Source organism: Bacillus cereus group sp. BfR-BA-01350, from assembly GCF_022663775.1.
Lineage (GTDB): Bacteria > Bacillota > Bacilli > Bacillales > Bacillaceae_G > Bacillus_A > Bacillus_A paranthracis.
The window spans coordinates 632,583-656,062 of sequence record NZ_JAKUGD010000002.1 but is presented as its reverse complement, the minus strand read 5'-3'; the positions used below and the strand labels follow the sequence as shown (position 1 = coordinate 656,062).

Genomic DNA, 23,480 nt, shown 5'->3' with positions numbered 1-23,480 from the left:
TTTTTATTTAAAAAATATTCAAGGGGTGAAGAAACATGTTTAATAAATGGTGTTGTGAAATTAATCAGCTAATTAGTAAAACAAAGAGAAAAACAATGAGCAAATATAACAATAAAAAGGTAAATGTTTAAAAGAGTGATGAGTATAAAGTGATACAAAATAGTTATATTAAAGCTTGATTTTCATAAAAAATAAAGCACACATATAAGTGTGCTCTTATGAACGCTTTAGATTTGTGTGACTACATAGTCACCATACAATAAAATATGCTTGTTTGATATAAATGTGTGTCAAATCTATAACATATATTTTGGGGTGTATAAGGAATATTAAATGTTAATTAGCCAAGCATATTGTTTTTATTAACGAATTTGTGCAACTGTTAAAGCGGCAGAACGAATATCTACTGTACCAATTACTTCAACGGGTACAATTTGAATTAAATCACCAGGGTTTAAGTTTATTAGAATGACACCGCTGGATACATCTACTTCACCAGTGCCAATGATATTAGAACGGACTGCGGTTCCTGATCCTGCAATAATATTAGTTGATGAGTTTAGTGTTAAGAAAAAGCGCGCTGCTTCCGGGGCTACTGGAACATTATCGAGGCTGATTGTTAATGTATAACTGATTTGATAAATACCAGCTACTTGAATTCTAATACCAGTTCCTGTACTAATTGTATCATTGATTACAGGGACAGTAATGTTTGGATTTGGGCCCGTACTAGGTAGTAGTAGTGGCGTGAATAGTGTGGCAAATTGAGGTGAAGTAGCATTAAAAGCAAAACCGAGAGCTGGTAGTGTACTGGGGGCTTGTGCTCTACAATTAAAGTTTGTGAGCTTACGACTAGATGATCGCATATTTTCACTCCTTTCTTTCATTTAGATTGCGTGAGTAACAACCTCACGTTTTGGACAAGCACAATACAATATATGAAAATTTATAGTGAATAGTGCAGAGGTGTACTGTTATGGGTAACACTAATTGCCTATTGTACAAAGGAGATACTACGCTTACAGAAATAGTTTGTAACCTAAAGTTGAAAAAATAGTATGAATAGAGTTGAAAATGCTATTTAGAAATGAAAGGAAACACAATAAAAAGGAACATACATATAAGCATGCTCTTTGACAAGAAAGGTAGAGTTTTATGAGTGGATTCCTCCATACAATAATATATGCTTGTCCGGTTAATAGTTGAGAAAGGGCGAATGCATATGGAACGAATAGAAGTGAATAACAAAATAAAAATTTCATTTTATAGAAAAGGAGAATGGATATATGGACTAATCGGGAAAGCGTAGTTAAAGACTTCTTTAAGAGGTAAGGACTGGATCAAAATAAAAGAGCAGCTAGCACAAGCTAACTGCTCAATACAAGGAGATACAGAGAAGACTACTTTACATGAATGTTGGCATACAGCCTACATTCAGTATTGACCGAATATTTATTTTAAATCCAATTTATTTAAAGTAAACATCCCAACAGATAAAATGGCTGCGCCTGCTACAGAACCTAGCCAGTCTCTCCAGCTTAATGTATTTAAAGATGCATCTGTTAAATCCATAATTAAGAAGATAGCAAACATTAATACACCAAATGCTAAGCATCCCCAAAATGTTTGCAAATATTTAATCATCTTATTTCGGAACTTGCTCATATAAATCACCCTTATTAATAATTTATATTTTTATAAATAAATTATCGCATGTGCAAAAATTAAAAGTATGAAATATGCAAAATTACATATTGGAACTTAACAAAATAATCCATTCATAAGTAAATAGATCGAACAGAGGGAAACCGTTTCGTATGAATCAATTGTCATTTTTTGAAGTCATCGATGAAAAGGAGATGCGTAGATTTGTGGTAAAGGAGCTGAAAAACTACAAAGTATTGTGCGTTTGAATGAAGAATCAAGAAAAATAGGATCAAGCGGGGGCATCGTTCTTTTCCTCAAATGAAAGGTGACGGTAAGAAACATGAGATACATTTTAAACAAATTAAACGGAAGTTAAAAAATAAAAATTTATAAAGGAAATAGAAAGTAGGGAGTTGTATATATACGATAATAGGAAACTTTTTACTAACTAAGCATATAATTTAAATAGACCGACAGTCGGTCTGATGGGAAGGGGAACTTGAATGCGAATAGTAAAGGAATATGAGGAGCGTAGAAAAGAAATTTTAGAAACGGCTGAACGTTTATTTATTACGAAAGGTTATACGAAAACAACAGTAAATGACATTTTAAAAGAGATAGGGATAGCAAAGGGGACTTTTTATCACTATTTTAAGTCAAAAGAGGAAGTAATGGATGAAATTATTATGAGGATTATTAAAGAAGATGTTGCTAAAGCGAAAGTAATCGTTTCTAATCCAAATATACCAGTATTAGAAAAGTTATTTCGAGTTTTAATGGAGCAATCTCCAAAATCAGGTGATATAAAAGATAAAATGATTGAGCAATTTCATCAACCAAATAATGCAGAAATGCATCAAAAAAGTTTAGTGCAATCTATTATTCATTTATCTCCTGTATTAACAGAAATTTTAGAACAAGGAATTGAAGAAGGGATATTTTCGACTTCATATCCACAAGAAACGATTGAACTATTACTATCTTCAGCGCAAGTCATATTTGATGATGGGTTATTCCAATGGAAGCCGGAAGAAATGATGAGGAGAGTGAAAGCTTATATTAAAATGATGGAAGTATCTGTTGGAGCGAAAGAAGGATCTTTTAATTATATGCTGGAGGTTTTAATGAAACAGAGGTGATAGTTTTTCTGTTTGTGTATTATAGACCGACAGTCGGTCTAAATTAAAGGAAGGGTGTGATTATGATATCTATTAGTATAAAACCTTCGATGCAAGATTTTTATTTAATGGTGAGTGGGCAAATTATTACTATTTTGGGTTCAACACTTTTACGTTTTGCTCTGTCATTATATGTGCTAGATTTAACAGGGCGTGCTGATATATTCGCAGGATTATATGCGATAACGAGTATTCCGTTTTTGCTAGCTCCTCTTGGCGGAGCGATAGCAGATCGTTTCAATCGCCGTAATTTAATGGTTATTTTTGATTTCATAAATACTGCGATTGTATTAAGCTTTATAGTTTTGTTATTTACTGGATCTGTATCTATTCTATTGATTGGAACAATTATGTTTTTACTAGCAATCGTTAATGCAATGTACGCACCAGTTGTAATGGCAAGTATTCCGCAATTAGTTCCAGAGAAAAAGTTAGAATAAGCGAACGGTATCATAAATGGTGTGCAAGCATTATCTAATATAGTTGCTCCTGTATTAGGAGGAATATTGTACGGCATAATTGGTTTGAAAATGCTCTTGATAATAAGTTGTCTTGCTTTCTTTTTATCTGCGATTTTAGAAATGTTTATTACAATACCTTTTATAAAGAGAGTGCAAGAAAGCCATATCATACCGACAATTGTAAAGGATATGAAAGAAGGGTTTATATATGTTTTAAAACAACCATTTATTTTGAAGGCTATGTTACTTGCAGCTTTACTAAACTTAATTTTGACACCGTTATTTATTGTTGGAGGACCTATTATTTTACGAGTAACTATGCAGATTAGCGATACGATGTATGGAATCGGGATGGGGTTAATTGATTTTGCCACCATATTAGGTGCATTGTCAATCGGTTTCTTTGCTAAAAAGTTACAGATGAAAACATTATATTATTGGATGCTTATTATAGCTCTATTAGTAATACCGGTGGCGCTATCGGTCACACCATTTATTCTTAATTTAGGACACTATCCACCATTTATCCTCTTTATACTTTCTTCTATTTTAATTGCAATGATCATGACAATTGTATCCATCTATGTGATTACTGTAGTTCAAAAGAAAACACCAAATGAGAACTTAGGAAAAGTAATGGCAATTATAACAGCGGTATCCCAATGCATGGCACCGATTGGGCAAGTCGTTTATGGTTTTATGTTTGAAGAATTCAGTATGAAAATTTATTTACCTATATTAGTTATTAGTTTCATAATGTTATTAATAGCAGTTGTGACGAAGAAAATACTATCGAATGAAGGGAACTAGCTTTATATGATTAGGAGAATGTTAAAAAGAAATTTCTCTCAAAATAAAATGATAATTACTATTTTATTTATGTTTATCATGTTATCAAGTCTTTTAATGGCTAGTGCTTCAAGTAATGTTATAAATCTATTGAACTCAATGGATCAATTGGTTAAAGTATCAAACGCACCGCACTTCGTACAAATGCATGCCGGAGAGGTAAATCAAAAGTCAATTGATTCCTTTGTAGAAAAAAATCCGTTTGTAAAAAAACAGCAAACGGCTGAGATGGTTCAAATAAATGGATCTAACATTTTTATTAAAAAGAAAAATCAAGCAGAACATAATAGTGTAATGGACATTAGTTTCGTGAAACAAAATAGTAAGTTTGATTTTTTATTAAATTTAAATAATGAAGTGGTCGATGTTAGGAAAGGGGAAATAGGTGTACCCATTTATTATATGCAAAAATATAATTTGCGTATGGGAGATAAAATATGGGTTATTAAAGATAATAATGAACTAGAATTTACGATTTCAGCATTTGTTCGTGATGTTCAAATGAACCCATCAATCGTTAGTTCAAAACGATTTGTAATAAGCAATAAGGATTTTGAAAGAATAAAAAGAAATTTTGGAGAAAGCGAATATCTTATTGAATTCCAGCTAACAGACGAAAATAAAATAAATGAATTTGAAAATCTATATAAGTCATCGAACTTACCACAAAAAGGTCCCTCTATTACGTATTCACTATTTAAAACACTCAATTCATTAACAGATGGAATAATAGCTGCAGTACTTATCATAATAAGTGGATTATTAATGTTAATTGCAATGTTATGTATTAGATTTACGATCATTACTTCGATGGAAGAAGATTATCGAGAAATTGGTGTTATGAAAGCAATTGGGATTCATAACAAAGATATTCAAAAATTATATATAACAAAATATATTGTGATTTCAGCTGGTGGATGTATATGTGGATATATACTCTCACTATTTGTTACAAAAATCTTCACTTCAAATATCACCCTTTATATGGGGGCGGCAAATAAAAGCATTTTACACAATATTGTGCCATTCATAATTACAATATTGTTATTTTTAGTCGTTATCCTGTTCTGTCGTATTATTTTGCGGAATTTTAGGGGGATTACAGCAATAGACGCTTTACAATCAAGAGATAAACTAGGAAAAAGAAAGATTAGAAAATCTTTTTCACTCAAACAAACTAAATTTACAAATGTAAATGTATTTATTGGTATACAAGATGTTATAAAAAGATTTAAGTTATATCGTGTATTAAGCATCGTATTAATAATAGCTGTGTTTATGATTGTTGTACCCGTTAACTTTTTGTATACGATTCAGTCACCGAATTTTGTAAATTATATGGGGACAGGAAAAAGTGATATTCGAATAGATTTACAGCAAACTGAAAATATAGAGAAACGTTTTAAGGGTGTTATTTCATATGTAAAAAATGATAAAGAAGTAGAAAAATATGCAACATTTGTTACGAGTACATTTAAAATGGTAAACGCTGATGGTACACATGAAAACTTACATGTAGAAGTGGGAGACTTCACTACATTTCCATTAGACTATATGCAAGGTAGGGAACCAAAAAATGAAAATGAAATTGCTCTTTCTTATATGAACGCAAATGAATTAAAAAAGAATGTAGGGGATCATATCGTTTTATTTGTTGATGGGAAAGAGAAAACACTAACGATTAGTGGTATGTATCAAGATGTAACGAATGGTGGGAAAACAGCTAAAGCTAGTTTTTCTAATAATAATGAAAATATATTATGGTATGTAGTAAATGTAGATATGAAGCCTAAAGTGGATTTGCAAGAAAAAGTGAAGGAGTATAAACAAAATTTTAGTTCTGTAAAAATAACAGATACAAATGATTATGTAACGCAAACTTTAGGAGAAACAATTAAACAATTAAGACTCGTGACACAAGTGGCTATTTTGATTGCGATATCGATATCAGTTTTAATTACTGCAATGTTTTTTAAAATGTTATTAGCAAAAGATTCTTCGCAAATTTTAATTATGAAAAATATCGGTTTTTCTAGTAAAGATATTCGTATACAGTATCTAACACGTTCTATTGTCATTGTATTATTAGGCATTGTGATAGGGACATGTATAGCTGCTACGTTTGGTGAAATGTTAGTAAGTTGGTTAGGGTCTTTTATGGGAGCTGCTCATATAAAGTTTGTCGTGAATCCTATCGTTTCTTATGTAATATGTCCAGCTATATTATGTATATGTGTGACTGCAACAACGCTTTTCAGTAGTTTTACTATGAAGCAAACAAACGATGTAAAGCCAAATGGGGAGTAGGGGTGTATCACTTGAAAAAAATTTTAGAAGTAAAGCAAGTAAACAAAACATATTCAATGGATGGAAATACAAATTATCACGTGTTAAAAAATATAGATTTAGAGATTTATGAGGGAGAATTTGTATCGGTCATGGGGCCTTCTGGTTCTGGGAAATCGACGTTACTATATAATATTAGTGGAATGGATCAAATGTCATCAGGAAGTGTAAAAATTGATAGTAAAGAATTATCATGTATGAAAGAAGAAGAGTTAGCAAAATTACGCCTTACCGAAATCGGATTTATTTTTCAGCAGAGCAACCTTCTTAGAAACTTGAACCTATTTGATAATATCATCTTGTCAGCATATTTAGCGAAATGTGAGAGTAAGAAAATAGTAAATAAACGTGCTCTAGAGCTAATGAAGAATATGGGGATAAGTGATATAGCATCTCATTATATAACCGAAGCATCTGGGGGGCAATTACAAAGAGTCTCTATTTGTAGAGCGCTCATTAATAATCCAAATATTATTTTTGCAGATGAGCCGACTGGTGCTTTAAATTTAAAATCAACAGAAGAAGTAATGCAAATATTATTAAATATTAATCGTGGTGGAACGACCATTATGTTAGTCACTCATGATGTGAAAGTAGCAGCAAAAACAGAAAGAGTGCTCTTTATGGCGGACGGAGAAATTGTTAGTGAGTTACAGTTAGGTAAGCTTAGGAATGATGATTTAAAAGGGCGAGAAGAGAAGTTGTTAAACTGGTTAGCTGTACTTGGATTTTAAAGAGAAAAACTCCTATTGAATGTAGGAGTTTTTTCTTTGTCTTAAAGTTCTAAAAGATATATAATAATTTTCTGAATATTAAAATTGGAGGGGTGCAAATGAAAAATGAAACGTTGCACACGCAAGAAGATATTATTAAAATGCTGGATTCATTATTAAGACCAGCAGAACCATTTTGGAATGAATTTTATGCGAATAGAGAAAAAGATGTTCCGTTTTTTGAAAATGTTCCAGATGAGAATCTAGTTTCGTATATACAAAAAAAACGGGTTTCAAAAGGGAAAGTACTGGAACTTGGATGTGGTCCGGGTAGAAACGCAATTTATCTAGCAAATGAAGGGTTTGATGTAACAGCAGTAGATTTATCTATAGAAGGCATTAACTGGGCGAAAGAGAGGGCGTTAGCAAAAGGAGTAGAAATTGAATTTATTTGTGATTCAATTTTCAATTTAGAGGTTCAAAATGAATTTGATTTTGTATACGATTCGGGCTGTTTGCATCATATTCCACCACATAGAAGAGTAAATTATGTGGATTTAATTAAAAACGCATTGAAATCAGGTGGTTATTTCGGATTAACGTGTTTCGCGGCAGGTGATTTAGATGAGCGAAATGGATCAGAAATAACAGATTGGGACGTATATAGAGGATGGAGTTTACAAGGAGGTCTTGCTTATTCGGAAGAAAAACTAAGAGAGATATTTAAAGGATTTGAAGTGATTGAAATTAGAAAGATGGAACAGATTGAACAACCAAATACTATGTTTGGAGAATCATTTCTTTGGACAGCATTATTTAAGAAGAATTAAGAAAGTAGATAATTGACAAACTCATCGTTTTTATGGACAATACATTTATGAGAATGTATGTTCGTTTTTGTTAACCGATGTATATTTTGCATAAATACATAGCAAGGGGTTGTCTCTAAATGAGTAACACAAATCAAAAAATTACTACGTTTTTAATGTTTGAAGGCAAAGCTGAGGAAGCGATGAACTTTTACACGTCGCTATTCGATCAATCAGAAATTGTAAATATCTCTCGCTACGATGAAAACGGACCTGGTAAAGAGGGTACTGTAATTCATGCAACGTTTACGCTAAATGGCCAAGAGTTTATGTGTATTGATAGTTATGTAAATCATAATTTTACGTTCACTCCAGCTATGTCTCTTTATGTAACTTGTGATACGGAAGAAGAAATTGAAACAGCTTTTAATAAACTAGCGGAGGATGGAGCAGTACTTATGCCTTTAGGTGCCTATCCGTTTAGCAAAAGATTTGGTTGGTTAAATGATAAGTATGGTGTGTCTTGGCAGTTAACGCTTGCGGAATAAATTGTAATTGATTTGTTTAATGGGTGTAGTTAAGAGGTTGAAAATTTAAATAACAAATAAAAAGGTGTTCCAACCGTCAACAAGTTTGGAATGCCTTTTTATTTGTTTAAATGAATTTGTGTTTTTTCTATTTAGAATATTTTATTTTTCTTACTACTTTTTATCTATTAATATAAATATAGAAAAATATGTATTAATTATTGGTTAGGTTAATAGAAAAAAAGCATAAATAGTAAATGATCTTACACTTAAAATGTAACAAGATAGCTAGGGGGAATAGTTATAATGGATACAACTTAACAAAACAGTAATGCATGGGATAAAAAGGTTGAAGAAGGTTCTAGATATACACAACCTGTAAGTAGCGAGGTTATTGAAAGAAGTAAAACAGGTGAATGGGAAATCACAGTTACCACAGAAAAATCAGTTCCTAGAGATTGGTTTCCAAAATCATTAGATGGATTAAAGATACTTTGCTTAGCGTCAGGTGGAGGGCAACAAGCACCTGTTCTAGCTGCTGCTGGGGCGGATGTAACAGTTACTGATATATCAAGAAAGCAGTTGGAACAAGATAAAAAGGTAGCAGAACGGGATGGGTTAACTTTAAAAACAGTTCAAGGAGATATGTCAGACCTTAGTGATTTTGAGGATGAATATTTTGATATTGTTGTAAATCCTGTTTCTAATTTATTTGTAAAAGATGTACATCTTGTATGGAATGAAGTTTCAAGGGTTTTAAAGAATAAAGGTATTCTCATTTCTGGATTTACAAATCCGTTACTATGGATTTTTGATGATAATCAAGAACAAAAAGGTATTCTTGATGTAAAACATTCAATCCCTTCATCGACATTGGATTATTTACCAAAGGATAAAGTTCAAGATTACATCGATTCAAATCAAACAATAGAATATGCGCATACACTGGAAGATCAAATCCAAGGCCAAATTGAAGCGGGTTTTATTATAACAGGTTTTTATGAGGATGATTTTGGTGGAACAAGGATATTAGATAAGCATATTAAAACATTTATTGCTACAAAAGCTATAAAGTTAAAGGTTGATTAAGAATTTTGACTTGTCACACGAGACGTTAGTCGAAGAAGGTTCTTAAAATAGTATATATAAAAAGAAAAGGGTGGAACTTTCCATCCTTTTCTTTTTATATAATTAGGTTATGCTTTTTATATTAAGAATTTTGTTGGCCGAATCTTTTCCCAAGTTTAGCTAGCAGTTCAGGCTGATCCCCTTGGCTCATTACAACTTCAACAAAGGTAAGTTGATCCTTATCATTACTTATTTTAGTTAAGACTTCTTGTAACTCTATTTCATTTTCCACTTTACATGTTAGGCTTTTTTCTTCTGTTCCGAATACGTTCGCTAGTTTTGTGTACTCCCACATTTGTATGTCATTATATGGTTCAATTTGACCATGAATTGCACGTTCAACAGTATAACCATTGTTATTAATTAAAAATATAATCGGTTTTAAATTTTGACGAAGCATGGTCGATAACTCTTGGACAGTTAATTGGAAAGAACCATCGCCAATAATTAAAATGTTGCGCCGCGATATATTAGCGAGCTGTGTACCAAGTAGAGCAGGTAATGTATAGCCAATCGATCCCCATAATGGTTGCGCTACATATGTAGTGTTGTTTGGTAAAGGGATAGCGGCACTACCAAAGAAAGGTGTTCCTTGCTCTGCAAGTAAGACGTCGTTTTCCTGTAAGAAATGGTACATTTGCTGCCAAAAGCGTTTTTGTGTAACCATTTGTGCTTTTGGATTGAACTCTTCTGTCATAGATAGCGATTCTGAAATAAATGGCTTAATATCAAGCGTTTCTTCATTTCCATGCTTAATTACATCACTTAACTGTTGTAAAACATCTTTCATTACAACTGGCCCGTATTTTTTATCTGTAATTTTCACAGTGTAGGGATGAATTTCAATAACTTGTTCTTTCGTAAAACCTTGTGTGAAGCCACCTGTAATAGTATCAGTTAACTTCACACCAATACTAATAATACAGTCAGATTCATCAATTCTTTTACGCAAGTATGGAGAACTTACATCACCAGTATAAATCCCTATAAATTGAGGGTGTTTTTCTGGAAATATTCCTTTTCCCATACTTAACGTTGCAATAGGAAACCCTGTTTTTTCTACAAATTGATATAAATATTCTTTAGCATGAAAACGATCCACTTCAAAATCAGCTAAAATAATAGGTTTCTTTGCACTATTTATTTTTGAAATGGCATGTAGAAGCATTTTATCCAGTGTTTCTTTATTACTTAAAATCGGTTTATGTAAAATTGGTTCTGTAGGTTTATTAATTGGTTTATTATACACATCAATCGGCAAATTAATATGAACAGGGCGTTTTTCATTCCAACATGCACGTAACACACGGTCAATTTCCTCAGCAGCATGTTCTGGGGTTAAATTAGTTTGTGCAACGGTAATTTCTCGATACATATTGGAAAAGTGATTAAACTTTCCGTCGCCTAACGTATGATGAACGAGCTCTCCATTTTCCATTACAGTTGTTGTTGGCGTACCTGTTATTTTTATAACGGGTACATTTTCAGCATATGAACCAGCAATTCCGTTAATGGCACTTAATTCCCCAACGCCAAAGGTGGTAATAAGAGCACCGATTCCTTTTATACGAGCATATCCATCTGCAGCATATGCCGCATTTAATTCATTACAATTACCAATCCACTCTACATTTTCATGTGCTATTACATCATCTAAAAAAGCCAAATTATAATCACCAGGGACACCAAAAATATGTTCAATTCCTAATTCGCTTAGTCGGTCTAATAAATAAGTACTAACAGTATATTGCGTTTTCAAGTGAATCATCTCCTCGTTGTTTTGCTGTCTTGTAATAAACGAAAGTAGCTCTAGAGTATGGATTTAAAAATTCATTACGAGAATGTGGTATAATTTACATACAGGGGGAAAGTAGATGACACAACATAAAGAAGAACAGATGAATGAAGCATTAGCCTTATTTTACTTTGCATATAAAACATTTACTGAAAAGCCAGATGAAATTATAAAAGAGTATGGTATTCAAAGAGTACATCATCGAATTTTATTTTTTATCGCACGCTTTCCAGGGATAAGTGTAAATGAGTTATTATCACTACTAGAAATAAGTAAACAAGCTCTTCACGGACCATTACGACAACTTGTGGAAAAGAGCTTAATTGAGAGTAATGAAGCTACACATGATCGCCGTGTGAAACAGTTATCTTTAACAGAAAAAGGTGCCGATTTAGAAAAGAAACTGAGTGATGTACAAAGACAACAAATGGGTGCCATTTTTTCAAAATTTGGTGAATCGTGTGAAGAAAATTGGCATCAAGTTATGAATGAAATGGCACATAGCCGATCAGGTTTTGATGCTTGGATATCGAAAAGGGAAGTTGCAATCGATCAAAAATAAAAAGAAATATATCTGTTTTTATAGTTTGAAAAAGAACAAATTTTATCCATACATTTGGCAACTATGGAGCTATCATAGAGTGAATGGATAAAAAGATACATTACTAGATACTTTATACGTGTACGCAATGGAACAATAAAATTCACATTTCCGAGAGGGGAATTATAATGATAAAACTTGTACTTATTCGTCACGGACAGAGTTTATGGAATCTTGAAAATCGTTTTACTGGATGGACAGATGTAGATTTATCAGAGAATGGATTAAGTGAAGCGAGAGAAGCAGGAGCGATATTAAAGAAAAATGGATATACTTTTGATGTAGCTTATACATCTGTATTAAAACGAGCAATTCGGACGTTATGGATTGTACTTCATGAAATGAATCTTGCCTGGGTACCAGTACATAAATCTTGGAAGCTAAATGAAAGACATTATGGTGCATTGCAAGGTTTGAATAAAGATGAAACCGCGCAAAAATATGGTGAGGAGCAAGTTCATATTTGGAGAAGGAGTATTGATGTAAGACCACCTGCTCTTACTGAAGATGATCCTAGGTATGAAATGAATGATCCAAGATATAAAGCACTGAAAAAAGGTGAGTTTCCATTGACAGAATGTTTAGTGGATACGGAGAAAAGAGTACTTGAGTATTGGCATTCAGAAATTGCGCCGAAATTAAAGAATGGTAACAAAGTAATCATTTCATCGCATGGTAACACAATTCGCTCGCTAGTAAAATATTTAGACAATCTTTCAAGTGATGGTGTTGTTTCATTAAATATTCCAACGAGTATTCCGCTCGTGTATGAATTAGACGAAAATTTACGTCCGATTCGCCATTATTACTTAAGTATGGATGGAGAAGTACCTGAAGGAGAAATTCCGAAACATATTACTTTTTAACATGAAAATTTGAAACCCATGCTTGTCTACATATACAATGTAGATTCAGGATAAAAGACGTGGCACCTTCTAATGTATATGCAATGTAGCTAAATTTAGAAGCTTGTCCACGTCTTTTGTCATAAAGAGAGTTGCTTGTGCATGTAATGATATCGTGAGTAGTTTTTGAATGGAGGGTGATGTCATTGGTGATCTCTAACATTCGAATCGGCTTATTTATTTTAGCAATCGTTTTTCTAGTACTTGTTTTCTTTTATTGGAAAAACGAAGAGTTGTACGAGGAGAAGAAGCAACGTATTAGAAAGACTTGGTATGGGTTGTTTATAATATCAGTCACCGTGTATTTCATGATAAAAGGAATTGATTTAACCCTCTGGAAAAATCTTTTAATGTTCACTGCAATGGTTATTTTCGTTGATATTGCATTTATTTTAACACCTAATATTTCAGAAATATGGGGAGCGAAATTTAGCGATATCGGCAAGACAGTTCAATCGATAAAACGGTCATTAATTGCTTCTAAAGCAAGAGGAGAAATATACACAACAATCATTCAAAATGTCAATCCAGCAGTGTTCGGTACGATGGAATGGCATACGGAGGAAGAATATACAAAAAGCTTAAACGCATTTTTAGATTCGTATGGGGAAAAGATTGGAGCAAAAATTGTTGTATTTGAAGCGGTAAAGGAATTAAATACAAACTTTCGCGGTATCCGTTCTCAATTTAGTACGATTATTCCATTAGAGTACATTGAGCAATTGAATGAGCAGAAAGCAGTACAAGTAGAAAATGTCGGAATTATACCAGCAAAAATAGTGAGTGATGTTTTCATTGTCATTGATGGGAAGAAAAATAACCTGCAAGATCGAGATTTTGAAAATGTATATAATTTAACAATACATCATAGTTATTTTAGTAAATAAGGACAGAAATTTTTTCTGTCCTTTTCACTTATACATAAAGGTAAAGCGAATTTAGACAAACTTGTATAAAATCGGACAATCATTCCTACACTAGCACGTAGAGGTGATTGTAGTGATAAAAAATAATGACAATGATTTTTTTAAAGAAGACAATGAAGATACAACGGATTTCTCGTTAATAAAAGGAGATACATTACAGCAAGTAGAAGATTTAGAAGAAGAATTAAAAAGAAAATGATACGTGTACAGGCTGTCTACATTTACGATATAATATAAATAGAAGGTTGTATCTTTTTGAAAAGGGGGAGAAGAGATGGCTGAGGTAAATGTACAAAAGTCTTCGTTTTTTAAAGAAAAAAAAGAAGAACCGAATACAGATTTCTCTCTTGTGAAAGGTGCATTAACGGAAAATATAAATCGATTAGAGAAACTGATGAATAATAGCAGTTCAAAATATATACGGGTGAAAAAAACAAAAGAAAATGCATAGAGCATTTTCTTTTGTTTTTTATTTAGCATTTAATTTTTCTTTTACTTTTGCAGGTAACTCAGCTTCCTGAACCTCTTCATATGACTTCACTTCAATTGATGAGATTTCATTTTTGCTCTTATCATCTTGATTTACATAAAGACATAAAAATGCATTTTCATTTAATTTCTGTTCGTTTGATGCTTTCTTACTTCTAAATGTAATTTGTTTTTTTACTCCGTCTTCGTCATAAGCAGGCAGTGTGTAGTTTCTTAAGTTTTTACCTTCAACTTTTTCGATAGTTCCCTCGCCTTGTATCTGTACGTAATATACATCTTTACCAATTCGATTTAGTGATTCTCTCTCACAGTCAATAGTAAAACTAGAAAATAATAAACATAGTGTAATAATTGCTACAAACTGTTTCATTTTCTTTATCTCCTTCAATTTGTTTCTTTACACAGTATATGATTATTGTGAAATGAGAAAAATCGATATAAATTACAACATCCTTACAATGTTGTAATAGTGTTGTACATAAAATGAACATCATATTAAAAGTTAAAAGAAAAGTAAAATTATGAATCATGGTATAATGATAAAAGACTTACATATTATTTTGTTATTTTGAGAGGAGCTTAAAAATGTATTCTACTTTAGAACAATTAACAAAGCACCCTGTATTTTATCATTTTGCAGAAATTTCAAAGATTCCTAGAGGATCAGGTAATGAAAAGGAAATTAGTGATTTTCTAGTTGGCTTTGCGAAAGAGCGTAATTTAGAAGTGATTCAAGATGAAGCATTAAATGTCATTATTAAAAAAGAAGCAACTGCTGGTTATGAAAATGTACCAGCTATTATCATTCAAGGTCATATGGATATGGTTTGCGAAAAAAATCAAGCAACCGTACATGATTTTGAAAAAGATCCAATTGAATTAAGAATTATCGGGGACATGTTATATGCAAATCAAACGACTTTAGGAGCTGATAATGGTATTGCAGTTGCATATGCATTAGCTTTATTAGATTCAAAAGACATTCCACATCCAGCACTAGAAGTAGTTATTACTACTGAAGAAGAAACGACAATGGGCGGAGCTTTCGCTGTTGATTCAAATCATTTTGAAGGAAAGATTTTTATTAATATTGATTCTGAAGAAGATCATAAATTACTTGTAAGTAGCGCAGGTGGAGCGAAAGCTGTTGAAACAATTCCAGTAATTTGGGATGAAGCTCCATCGAATACGGATGCATACCGATTATATGTTGGTGGTTTAAAAGGCGGACATTCGGGTATGGAAATTGATAAACAACGTGGTAATGCGAACAAAGTATTAGGACGAGTATTACATGATTTATCAGTAAATATTCAATTTGATATAAGTGAAGTTCACGGTGGATTAAAAACGAATGCAATTCCGCGTGAAAGTGTAGCTACAATCGTATTACGTACAGAAGATGTAGAGAAAGTAGAAGAAAAACTAGAATCATGGACACGAGTATTACAAGAAGAAATGCGTGCTGTTGATCCAGATGTTCATGTTACACTTACAAAATTAGATGAGAAAGTAGAAAAAGTATTTGCTAAAGAAACACAAAAGCAACTTATTTCATCATTATTCTTAATTCCGAACGGCATTCAAAGTATGAGCATGGATATTAAAGGTCTAGTAGAAAGCTCAACAAATTTAGGTGTTATTGAAACGTTGCAAGATGAAATTAAATTACGTAACGAAGTGAGAAGTTCTGTAAGTAGTTTAAAACAACATATTGCAGATGAGATTAAATGTATTGCCGAATTAGTTGGTGCAACATTTGAAATCGAGTCAGAGTATCCAGAATGGCCATACAATCCGAATTCACAAATTCGTAATTTATTTGAAAAAGTGCATCAAGAAAAATACAATAAAGATGTTGAAATCTTCGCTGTACACGCTGGGATTGAATGTAGTGTATTCGTTCAAAAGATGCCTGAATTAGATGCAATTTCATTCGGTCCAGATATATTCAACGTCCATACCCCAGATGAACATATTAGTATTTCTTCTGTTGTGAATAACTGGGGATTCTTCGTTGATGTAATGAAAGGTACGAAAGAATTAGCTAAGTAATAATGATGAAATGAAAAATAGCCTATAAAATTTTATAGGCTATTTTTTTGTATAGAGTTTTATTAGAAATTCGTTTTTATGTAAGTATTTCATTTTTGCTTTTATTTCTAAAAGAGATTGTAGCAAAGATTGCTCCGGATATCGCTCCGATTAAAGTCGTAAAAATTGCACTCCATGCTGCAAATGACATTATTACCACCAGTGTATATAGTAACATCGAATGTATCTCCATGCTTTAAGTCACCAATTGCTAACTCTTCTATAAAATCTGCATTATGATGTAATAAAAAATAGTTTTGCCACCGCCAAGTATCTAAAAATCGTGATTCTTTTTGTGTAGGTTGCGATTCAGCAGAGGCAGGTGGGAGCGTACCAATTGTATTTGAATATAAAAATCCTCCAACAGTCAATGCGCCAATAATGGTTGATTGCCTTAAAAATTTCATCTTTTAGACCTCCTAATTAATAAAGAATTTAGAAATCGTTTTTGTAAAAAACTAGCTGTGAAATCTAAAGGATGATAATATCTTCTATAATCATATTAACATTTATAGTAGAGATATGGTTCATAATAAAGGGGGAATACATATGTGGAAGCGATTTGTAGCGATTGGTGATAGTTTTACAGAGGGGATAGGGGATGAAGTTGAGGGTATAGCATTAAAAAGCTGGGTAGATCATTTTGTCCAACTGTGTGTAAACGATATAGAATATGCTAATTTTGCAAAGCGTGGGTTAGTAACGAAAGAAATTCGCTCGCAACAATTGGAAAAGGCGTTAACTTTTAATCCGGATTTGGTTAGCCTCATTGCAGGTGCAAACGACGTATTAAAAGGACGTTGGAATCATTATGCATATAAGGAAGATATGAAATGTATGATAGATACATTAAGTAAAACAGGTGCCGATATTATGATAGCAAACCTTCCAGATTTTACAGTCAGACTTCCATTTTCTACAGAAAAAAAACAAGTGTTAAAAGAACAATTATTAGAGGCAAATGAAGTTATACGTTCACTGAGTAGAGAGTATCAGCTTCATCATATTGACTTTTGGAATCATCATGTAGTTAATGACAATACGCTTTGGTCTAAGGATTTCATTCATCCAAACTCAAAAGGATATGTAAAAGTTGCTGAACTGATCTTTAGTAGTTTGCCTGTACATGATGCTTCTAAATAAGCTTTTGAATGAACTAATCCCTTGCGCGGGGGGGGGGGGTTCATATTTTCTGTTGCAGAACCCTTAGTATAAGGGTTCTTTTTGGTAACAAAAATCTAAAAAAGATACAATTGGAGAACTCGAACTAAATGGAACAAATGAAACTTGTATCTTGTCTATATATTGAAACCATAATAAAAGTGAGGGTAGTTTTATGTTTATTCAAATAAGTTTGAGGTGTGGAAATGGAACAGACGTTTATTGAAAAGTGTAATCATGATGAGCTGGACGATGTTATAAAAGATTATTGGCAAGATGTATGGAATTATTCATTTATTATTACGAAAGATCCACACTTATCAGATGATATTACGCAAGATGTATTTATAAAGGTATTTAAAAATTGGAATTCATTTCGAAAGGAGTCATCTATTAAAACGTGGATATTAAAAATCACAAGAAATACGGCAATAAACTATTTGAAATCATCTTATTTTAAAAGAATATCTTTAATAGGTTTTTTTAGTGACGATAAGCAATCCCAGTCGGCAGAACAAGAATTTTTTAAGCAAGAAGAAATGAATGATGTGTGGAAAGTTGTATTAAAGCTACCTAAAAAGCACCGTGAAATAATCATATTGGATGCAAAATATGAATTATCTTATGAAGAAATGGCTGAAACGTTAGGAGTATCCATTGGAACTGTAAAATCTAGATTAAGTAGAGCAAGAAGTAAGGTTTCAAAATTAATAGGGGAGGGTAGTAGTGATGAAAAGTAAAAAAAATCCTGACTGGTATAGTAAATTAAAGAACGGACCAATGGAACACCGTAAAGATGAAGAAGAATACGTTTATAAAATAAAGCAATCTATATATGAAAGTAATGAGGGAGGTTCTCCAAAACATACAAGACTGTTTCGTAAAAAAGCATTGCCAATTGTAGTGGTTTTAGCTTGTACATTTTTATTTTTTATTGTTCAACAACCTTGGCTTGATGATAATAAATCACCAGTACAAAGTAGTACACAAATTAAGCCTAAAACAAAAGATGAGTCTGCTCAAGATCCATCACTAAAACAATTTATGAATGAACTATATCAAAGTACGAACTCAAAAAATGAAAATGAGCTGTACAAAGCGTTAAATGATGAAGTTCTTTTTAAAGGGAAGAGTTATAAGAAGGATGAATTGAAGTTTGATGAAGATATTTTTCATGAGTTGCAAGTCGCTCTTACAATGGGAGGAGAATTTGCAAATGATACAAAACAAGTATACAGAGTACCAAGTGGATTGACAGAAAGTAACCAACCAAAGCAAGCACACTTTATATATGCAACTGTTACTGGAAATAAAACGAAAATTTTAGCTGAACCAAAGCGAGAATCTCAAGTTTTATATGAAGTATCTAATGAAATGGTAAAAGCTTGGATTCCAGAAAAAGTGCAGAATGATGAATATATAAAAATATCGACAATTAACGGTAATACTGGATATGTACAAAAAGAGTACGTTTTAACTGACATTAAATACTCATTTATGTTTGAAAAGAATAATGAAGGTGAATGGAAAATAATAAATATAGATTCTATTTGGTAAAAAAGGAAGGTTCACTTTAATGAACCTTCCTTTTTGTTTTTATTCTCTTTTTGAAGAGTATTCCAGGACTCTAAAATTTCTGATGTAACGAGAGCAGCAATGTTTTTTTCTGAATTACTACCAGGAATAACGACAGAAACGGCAATCTGTGGATCTTCGGTAGGAGCATATGCAATGAATAGAGAATGATTGATCATTCTTGCTTGCTCATTCGGAAAACCTGTAATACCTGTTTTACCAGCGACGTCGAAGGGCAACTTTTTAATCTCCTCTATATTTTGACTCATTCCACCTTGTACGACACTCCAAAATTTCGTCGGGTAACGATTTGAACTTTCTAAAATTGGTTTAAACTTTTTTGTTTCTTTACCATCTTGACCAATAATAGCACTTACAATTTGAGGTTTATATTTATCACCTTTACTTGCTAAAGTTGCTGCATATTGAGCGAGTTGAAGCGGAGTATGCACTTCGTTTCCGCCCCATGAAGCATTTAATAAAGCGGAGATTCCATTTTCAAACTTATTGGAAGGGTGGAATTCATATTGTCCGTCTTCTTCAAAGGGTAAATCAATCCCGGTTTTAGAACGTAGGCCGAATTGCATTAAATAATCTGTCCATATATGTGCCACTTTTTCTATATTGCCATTATGTTGGTTAAATAATGGAAGAGCTACTTTTGCTGTCATAAATGTGTTAGATGAATTAATGATAGCCTGCCTCGGTGTAATCTCACCTGTTGGTGTTCCGGGTGCATTTGTAATGTTATTTTGATTATCATACTCAAAAGTACCGTTATCTAAATACGTATCTTCAGGTTGAAAAAGCTTTTCGTTTAATCCAATTAAAATAGTAAGTGGCTTTATAGTAGAAGCCATATTTACATAAGATTCACCATATTTTAATTTTTGAATTGCTTTATTTTGCGAAAGTGATTTTATGTTATTTATTTTAGTTGTTACATGTGTATGTAATATATTTGGATCAAAAACTGCTGAGTTGGCCATAGTTAAAATCGCGCCAGTTTTTGCATCGCTCACTACAGCATAACCACCTTTAGCATCAGGTGTTTTCTTAATTTGAGATTTTAATGCCTCTTCCGTTTTTTGTTGCAACTTAAAATCTAAAGCTAGCCGGATATCTTTTCCGTTTTGTACTTTTCGAATGCTCCATAAGAACTCTTTATTATTCATTTTAAAAATAAGAGTTTTACCCGGTTTTCCTTTTAAATCATCTTCATATTGCAGCTCAATCCCACTTTTTCCAACCGGCATATGCTTTGAATTAAGGTTATTTTCTACATACCCAATTACCTGTGAACCAATTTCATGTTTAGGATAATATCGAATCCATTCATCTTTAATTATTACATTATTCGGTTTGTTTTTGTTTATGAATGCAAGTTCATTCTCAACTATATCAGAGTATAACGGTATATCATGCATAGTCTGTTTTTTACAAGATTGTTGTAATTGAGATTTTAGGCTCTCTGAAGAAATATCATGTTGAAACTTACTTGAAAATTGATCGAAAAAAGCTAATGTGTTTGATGTATCTTGTTTCGATAGCTTTTCATCATTAGAAGTACAATATAGAGACTTAACTTTCTTATTTGTAGCTAGTATTACACCATTTTGATCAAAGATTTTTCCTCTTTCGGCTGAAGAAGTTGCGATAGTAATTGAAATGAAGTTGATTTTAAATAGAATTAGTAAAATCAAACCTACAATAGAAAGAACCGCAAAAAATCCCCATTTTTTTATTTTTGTATGTAACATAAAATCCTCCCTTTTGTAGCCTACTTCATCTTATAGTTAATTATTTTTTTTGTAAATGTGGAACAACTTTATTATTTAGATTGTCTATTAAGTACTACAGCATGAAGAAAGGAATAATCAGTATGAAAAGTTACTAGTCAGCCTATGGGTAAATATATTATGAGTCACATTGCAAGCGACAAAAAACAAGTGAGAAAAAAGGAAGGGAGATGTATTAATTACGCGGCTATACAAAAAGGAATTAATACTTACAAAGATTTAGAAAAAAAGATAAGACACTATTCATAACCGAATAATGGTTTCAAATATATAGGGAACGTTTAAGTATTAGTGAGGAGTTTCGGAAGAATTATATGGAGGATTTATGAAAGAACAAAAAGGAAAGAAACAGAAGACATATATATCTATTCGGTTAAATATCATGTTCCTTTGCATATTTTTACTATTCTCAGCTATTATTATGCAGCTAGGGAAAGTACAAATTGTGGAGGGAGAGGCTTATAGGAACCAAGTGGAAAGTAGTCAAAATGCAATAACTAGTATTCCAGTTCCACGTGGACAAATTTTAGATCGAGAAGGGAAAACAGTCGTTAATAATAAACCTCTTCGCACAATTACGTATACAAGGGTAAAGGGGATTACGAGTGAAGCTATTTTAAAAACAGCAAAAGACTTGGCGGAAGTACTTAAAATGCCCGAACAAGACATAAATAAATTAACCGATATCGATAAAAAAGATTTTTGGATGCAGTTGAATTTGAAACGTGCGGAGACAAAGATTACTAAAAAAGATATAGAAACGTTTAAAGAAAAGGGTATAGAGGGAAAAGAGTTAGATAAAAAAATAGAAGACTTAAGGCGAGGTCGCGTTACAGAAGTAGAATTGGCAGAATTAACAGCACAAGATTTAAAGGTGTTAGCTATTAAAAGTAAAATGAGTTCGGGTTATCAACTAACACCACAAATTATTAAAAAGGATGTAACAGATGAAGAGTATGCGCGGATAAGTGAAAACCTTGCGAAATTTCCAGGAGTAGATGCGACGGTTGATTGGGAACGTAATTATGTAAACGGAAATTTATTTCGTTCTGTATTAGGAAATATTACGAGTAGCGAAGAAGGTTTGCCAAAAGAAAATTTAGATTCTTACTTAGTACGCGGATATAACCGGAATGATCGTGTCGGAAAAAGTTATATTGAACAGCGATATGAAGATGTATTACATGGTACAAAAGAAGAAGTGAAAAATGTTACTGATAAAGCAGGAAACATTATAAACACCGAAATAATCTCTAAAGGAAAAAGTGGTAACAGTATAACATTAACGATTGATATGGAATTACAAAAGAAAGTGGAAGAAAGTATAGAGAAAAATTTGAGAGCTTTTAAGAGTTCTGAGCCGCTGCTCGATCGAGCTTTTGTCGTCATGACGAATCCAAATAACGGACAGATTTTATCTATGGCAGGCAAAAAGATTGTAGAAAAAGAAGGGAAAACAGAGATTGAGGATTTGGCATTAGGCAATATGACAACTTCGTATGAGCTAGGTTCTGCTGTAAAAGGTGCTACTTTATTAACGGGATATGAGACAGGAGCAATACATTCAGGAGATCAATTTTATGATGCACCGATGAAATTTAAAGGTACACAAGCTAAGAAATCGTGGAATGTATCTGGATTTGGTAATATTAATGATTTACGAGCTTTACAAGTATCTTCGAATGTATACATGTTCCAGACAGCTTTAAAAATTGCGGGAGTTAATTACGTACCAAATGGCTCATTGGATATTAAACAAGGAGCATTTGATACGATGCGCTATTATTTCAAGCAATTTGGTTTAGGCGTCCCAACAGGTATCGATTTACCGAATGAAATAATTGGACAAACTAGAAAAGTAGATAGTCAACCTGGGTTTTTACTAGACTTTTCCATCGGTCAGTATGATACGTATACGCCGTTGCAATTGGCACAATATATTTCAACGATTGCTAATGGTGGATATAGAATGCAACCTCAAATTGTACAAGAAATACGAGAACAATCAATAAAAGACGAGGTTGGTAAAGTTATACGCTCTATAGAACCTGTCGTATTAAATCGAGTTGATATGAAGAAAGAACATATTGACCGGATAAAAGAAGGGTTTAGATGGGTATTCCAAGAAGGGGATGGAACTGGCGTAAAGTACTTCAAAAATGCGCCATATAAACCCGCTGGAAAGACAGGGACAGCCCAAACTGTATATGGCGGAGATGATCCAATTGGTAGAAATGCAAAAGGAGAACGTATGGAATGTTATAACTTAACGTTAGTCGGATATGCTCCATATGATAATCCAGAAGTAGCGTTTTCTGTAGTAGTCCCATGGCTTCATAATGACAAAAGTGGAATTAATTCTATAATTGGAAAGGAAGTTTTAGATGCATATTTTGATTTAAAACAGCAACGTATACATGGTGAGGGTGCTAGTACAGATAGTCCTAATCAAAATTAGTGAAATTTGATTACTTTTC

21 protein-coding genes and 2 pseudogenes are annotated in these 23,480 nt (G+C 32.6%); 17 read left to right on the top strand and 6 right to left on the bottom strand.

The window, feature by feature from the left end; genetic code table 11:
- Positions 1-362: 362 nt before the first annotated feature.
- Positions 363-866, bottom strand: a complete 504-nt coding sequence (gene exsF, locus MR147_RS07555; RefSeq protein WP_001257912.1) for an exosporium protein ExsF — start codon at positions 864-866, stop codon at positions 363-365.
- A gap of 586 nt (positions 867-1,452) precedes the next feature.
- The gene (locus tag MR147_RS07550; protein WP_000033167.1) at positions 1,453-1,665 is read right to left on the bottom strand and encodes a hypothetical protein; all 213 of its coding nucleotides are present in this window, start codon (positions 1,663-1,665) and stop codon (positions 1,453-1,455) included.
- Between the two features lie 485 nt (positions 1,666-2,150).
- On the opposite strand from MR147_RS07550, the gene MR147_RS07545 reads away from it, so the two are divergent.
- The 7 genes and pseudogenes from MR147_RS07545 (at position 2,151) to MR147_RS07515 (ending at position 9,619) form a co-directional block, all read left to right on the top strand.
- Positions 2,151-2,786 (top strand): TetR/AcrR family transcriptional regulator, encoded by a 636-nt coding sequence (locus tag MR147_RS07545; RefSeq protein WP_074606348.1) that lies wholly within the window; start codon positions 2,151-2,153, stop codon positions 2,784-2,786.
- Between the two features lie 62 nt (positions 2,787-2,848).
- Positions 2,849-4,096 (top strand): annotated as a pseudogene (locus MR147_RS07540) (MFS transporter).
- A gap of 6 nt (positions 4,097-4,102) precedes the next feature.
- On the top strand, positions 4,103-6,442 hold the full coding sequence (locus tag MR147_RS07535) for an ABC transporter permease (RefSeq protein ID WP_074606350.1): 2,340 nt from the start codon (positions 4,103-4,105) through the stop codon (positions 6,440-6,442).
- A gap of 11 nt (positions 6,443-6,453) precedes the next feature.
- Positions 6,454-7,215: an ABC transporter ATP-binding protein gene (locus MR147_RS07530; protein WP_139302693.1), complete on the top strand. Its 762-nt coding sequence runs from the start codon at positions 6,454-6,456 to the stop codon at positions 7,213-7,215.
- A 98-nt stretch (positions 7,216-7,313) separates the two neighbouring features.
- A complete protein-coding gene (locus MR147_RS07525) occupies positions 7,314-8,024 on the top strand; it encodes a class I SAM-dependent methyltransferase (RefSeq protein WP_000787476.1) in 711 nt (236 codons plus the stop codon).
- 119 nt (positions 8,025-8,143) lie between these two features.
- Positions 8,144-8,551 carry a VOC family protein gene (locus tag MR147_RS07520; protein WP_044791804.1) on the top strand — a complete coding sequence of 136 codons (408 nt, stop codon included), beginning with the start codon at positions 8,144-8,146 and terminating at the stop codon, positions 8,549-8,551.
- A 372-nt stretch (positions 8,552-8,923) separates the two neighbouring features.
- Positions 8,924-9,619, top strand: coding sequence for a class I SAM-dependent methyltransferase (locus MR147_RS07515; RefSeq protein ID WP_242303905.1), 696 nt, complete (start codon positions 8,924-8,926; stop codon positions 9,617-9,619).
- Between the two features lie 121 nt (positions 9,620-9,740).
- Here the strand turns inward: MR147_RS07515 and MR147_RS07510 are convergent, their stop codons facing one another.
- The gene (locus tag MR147_RS07510) at positions 9,741-11,426 is read right to left on the bottom strand and encodes an alpha-keto acid decarboxylase family protein (RefSeq protein WP_242303893.1); all 1,686 of its coding nucleotides are present in this window, start codon (positions 11,424-11,426) and stop codon (positions 9,741-9,743) included.
- Positions 11,427-11,532: 106 nt separating this feature from the next.
- On the opposite strand from MR147_RS07510, the gene MR147_RS07505 reads away from it, so the two are divergent.
- From MR147_RS07505 to spoIISB, 5 genes are all read left to right on the top strand, one after another.
- Positions 11,533-12,015 carry a MarR family winged helix-turn-helix transcriptional regulator gene (locus MR147_RS07505; RefSeq protein WP_074606355.1) on the top strand — a complete coding sequence of 161 codons (483 nt, stop codon included), beginning with the start codon at positions 11,533-11,535 and terminating at the stop codon, positions 12,013-12,015.
- 167 nt (positions 12,016-12,182) lie between these two features.
- Entirely contained in the window at positions 12,183-12,920 is a 738-nt protein-coding gene (gene gpmA / locus MR147_RS07500) for a 2,3-diphosphoglycerate-dependent phosphoglycerate mutase (RefSeq protein ID WP_074606357.1), read from the top strand.
- Between the two features lie 188 nt (positions 12,921-13,108).
- Positions 13,109-13,846, top strand: a complete 738-nt coding sequence (locus tag MR147_RS07495; protein ID WP_139302696.1) for a type II toxin-antitoxin system SpoIISA family toxin — start codon at positions 13,109-13,111, stop codon at positions 13,844-13,846.
- 112 nt (positions 13,847-13,958) lie between these two features.
- On the top strand, positions 13,959-14,084 hold the full coding sequence (locus MR147_RS07490; protein ID WP_139302694.1) for a D-alanyl-D-alanine carboxypeptidase: 126 nt from the start codon (positions 13,959-13,961) through the stop codon (positions 14,082-14,084).
- 75 nt (positions 14,085-14,159) lie between these two features.
- Complete coding sequence (gene spoIISB, locus MR147_RS07485; protein WP_000852620.1) at positions 14,160-14,336, top strand: stage II sporulation protein SB; 177 nt, start codon at positions 14,160-14,162, stop codon at positions 14,334-14,336.
- Between the two features lie 18 nt (positions 14,337-14,354).
- Here spoIISB and MR147_RS07480 read toward each other — a convergent pair whose 3' ends face one another.
- A complete protein-coding gene (locus MR147_RS07480) occupies positions 14,355-14,744 on the bottom strand; it encodes a YxeA family protein (RefSeq protein ID WP_074606363.1) in 390 nt (129 codons plus the stop codon).
- Positions 14,745-14,959: 215 nt separating this feature from the next.
- Here MR147_RS07480 and pepD point away from each other — a divergent pair, with 215 nt between their 5' ends.
- The gene (gene pepD / locus MR147_RS07475; protein WP_048554381.1) at positions 14,960-16,429 is read left to right on the top strand and encodes a beta-Ala-His dipeptidase; all 1,470 of its coding nucleotides are present in this window, start codon (positions 14,960-14,962) and stop codon (positions 16,427-16,429) included.
- A 188-nt stretch (positions 16,430-16,617) separates the two neighbouring features.
- On the opposite strand, the pseudogene MR147_RS07470 reads toward pepD, so the two are convergent.
- Positions 16,618-16,875, bottom strand: a pseudogene (locus MR147_RS07470) (DUF5065 family protein); the annotation flags it as partial.
- Positions 16,876-17,017: 142 nt separating this feature from the next.
- On the opposite strand from MR147_RS07470, the gene MR147_RS07465 reads away from it, so the two are divergent.
- The 3 genes from MR147_RS07465 to MR147_RS07455 all read left to right on the top strand — a co-directional run bounded on the left by MR147_RS07465 (position 17,018) and on the right by MR147_RS07455 (position 19,186).
- Positions 17,018-17,611, top strand: a complete 594-nt coding sequence (locus tag MR147_RS07465) for an SGNH/GDSL hydrolase family protein (RefSeq protein WP_242303892.1) — start codon at positions 17,018-17,020, stop codon at positions 17,609-17,611.
- A 224-nt stretch (positions 17,612-17,835) separates the two neighbouring features.
- Positions 17,836-18,369: an RNA polymerase sigma factor gene (locus tag MR147_RS07460; RefSeq protein WP_000438317.1), complete on the top strand. Its 534-nt coding sequence runs from the start codon at positions 17,836-17,838 to the stop codon at positions 18,367-18,369.
- Positions 18,359-19,186 (top strand): anti-sigma factor, encoded by an 828-nt coding sequence (locus MR147_RS07455; RefSeq protein WP_074610992.1) that lies wholly within the window; start codon positions 18,359-18,361, stop codon positions 19,184-19,186. The genes MR147_RS07460 and MR147_RS07455 overlap by 11 nt, the downstream gene beginning before the upstream one ends.
- 11 nt (positions 19,187-19,197) lie before the next feature.
- Here the strand turns inward: MR147_RS07455 and MR147_RS07450 are convergent, their stop codons facing one another.
- Entirely contained in the window at positions 19,198-20,964 is a 1,767-nt protein-coding gene (locus MR147_RS07450; RefSeq protein ID WP_074610990.1) for a peptidoglycan D,D-transpeptidase FtsI family protein, read from the bottom strand.
- 364 nt (positions 20,965-21,328) lie between these two features.
- Between MR147_RS07450 and MR147_RS07445 the strand changes: the two genes are divergently transcribed.
- Entirely contained in the window at positions 21,329-23,461 is a 2,133-nt protein-coding gene (locus MR147_RS07445) for a peptidoglycan D,D-transpeptidase FtsI family protein (RefSeq protein WP_074610988.1), read from the top strand.
- Positions 23,462-23,480 lie beyond the last annotated feature (19 nt).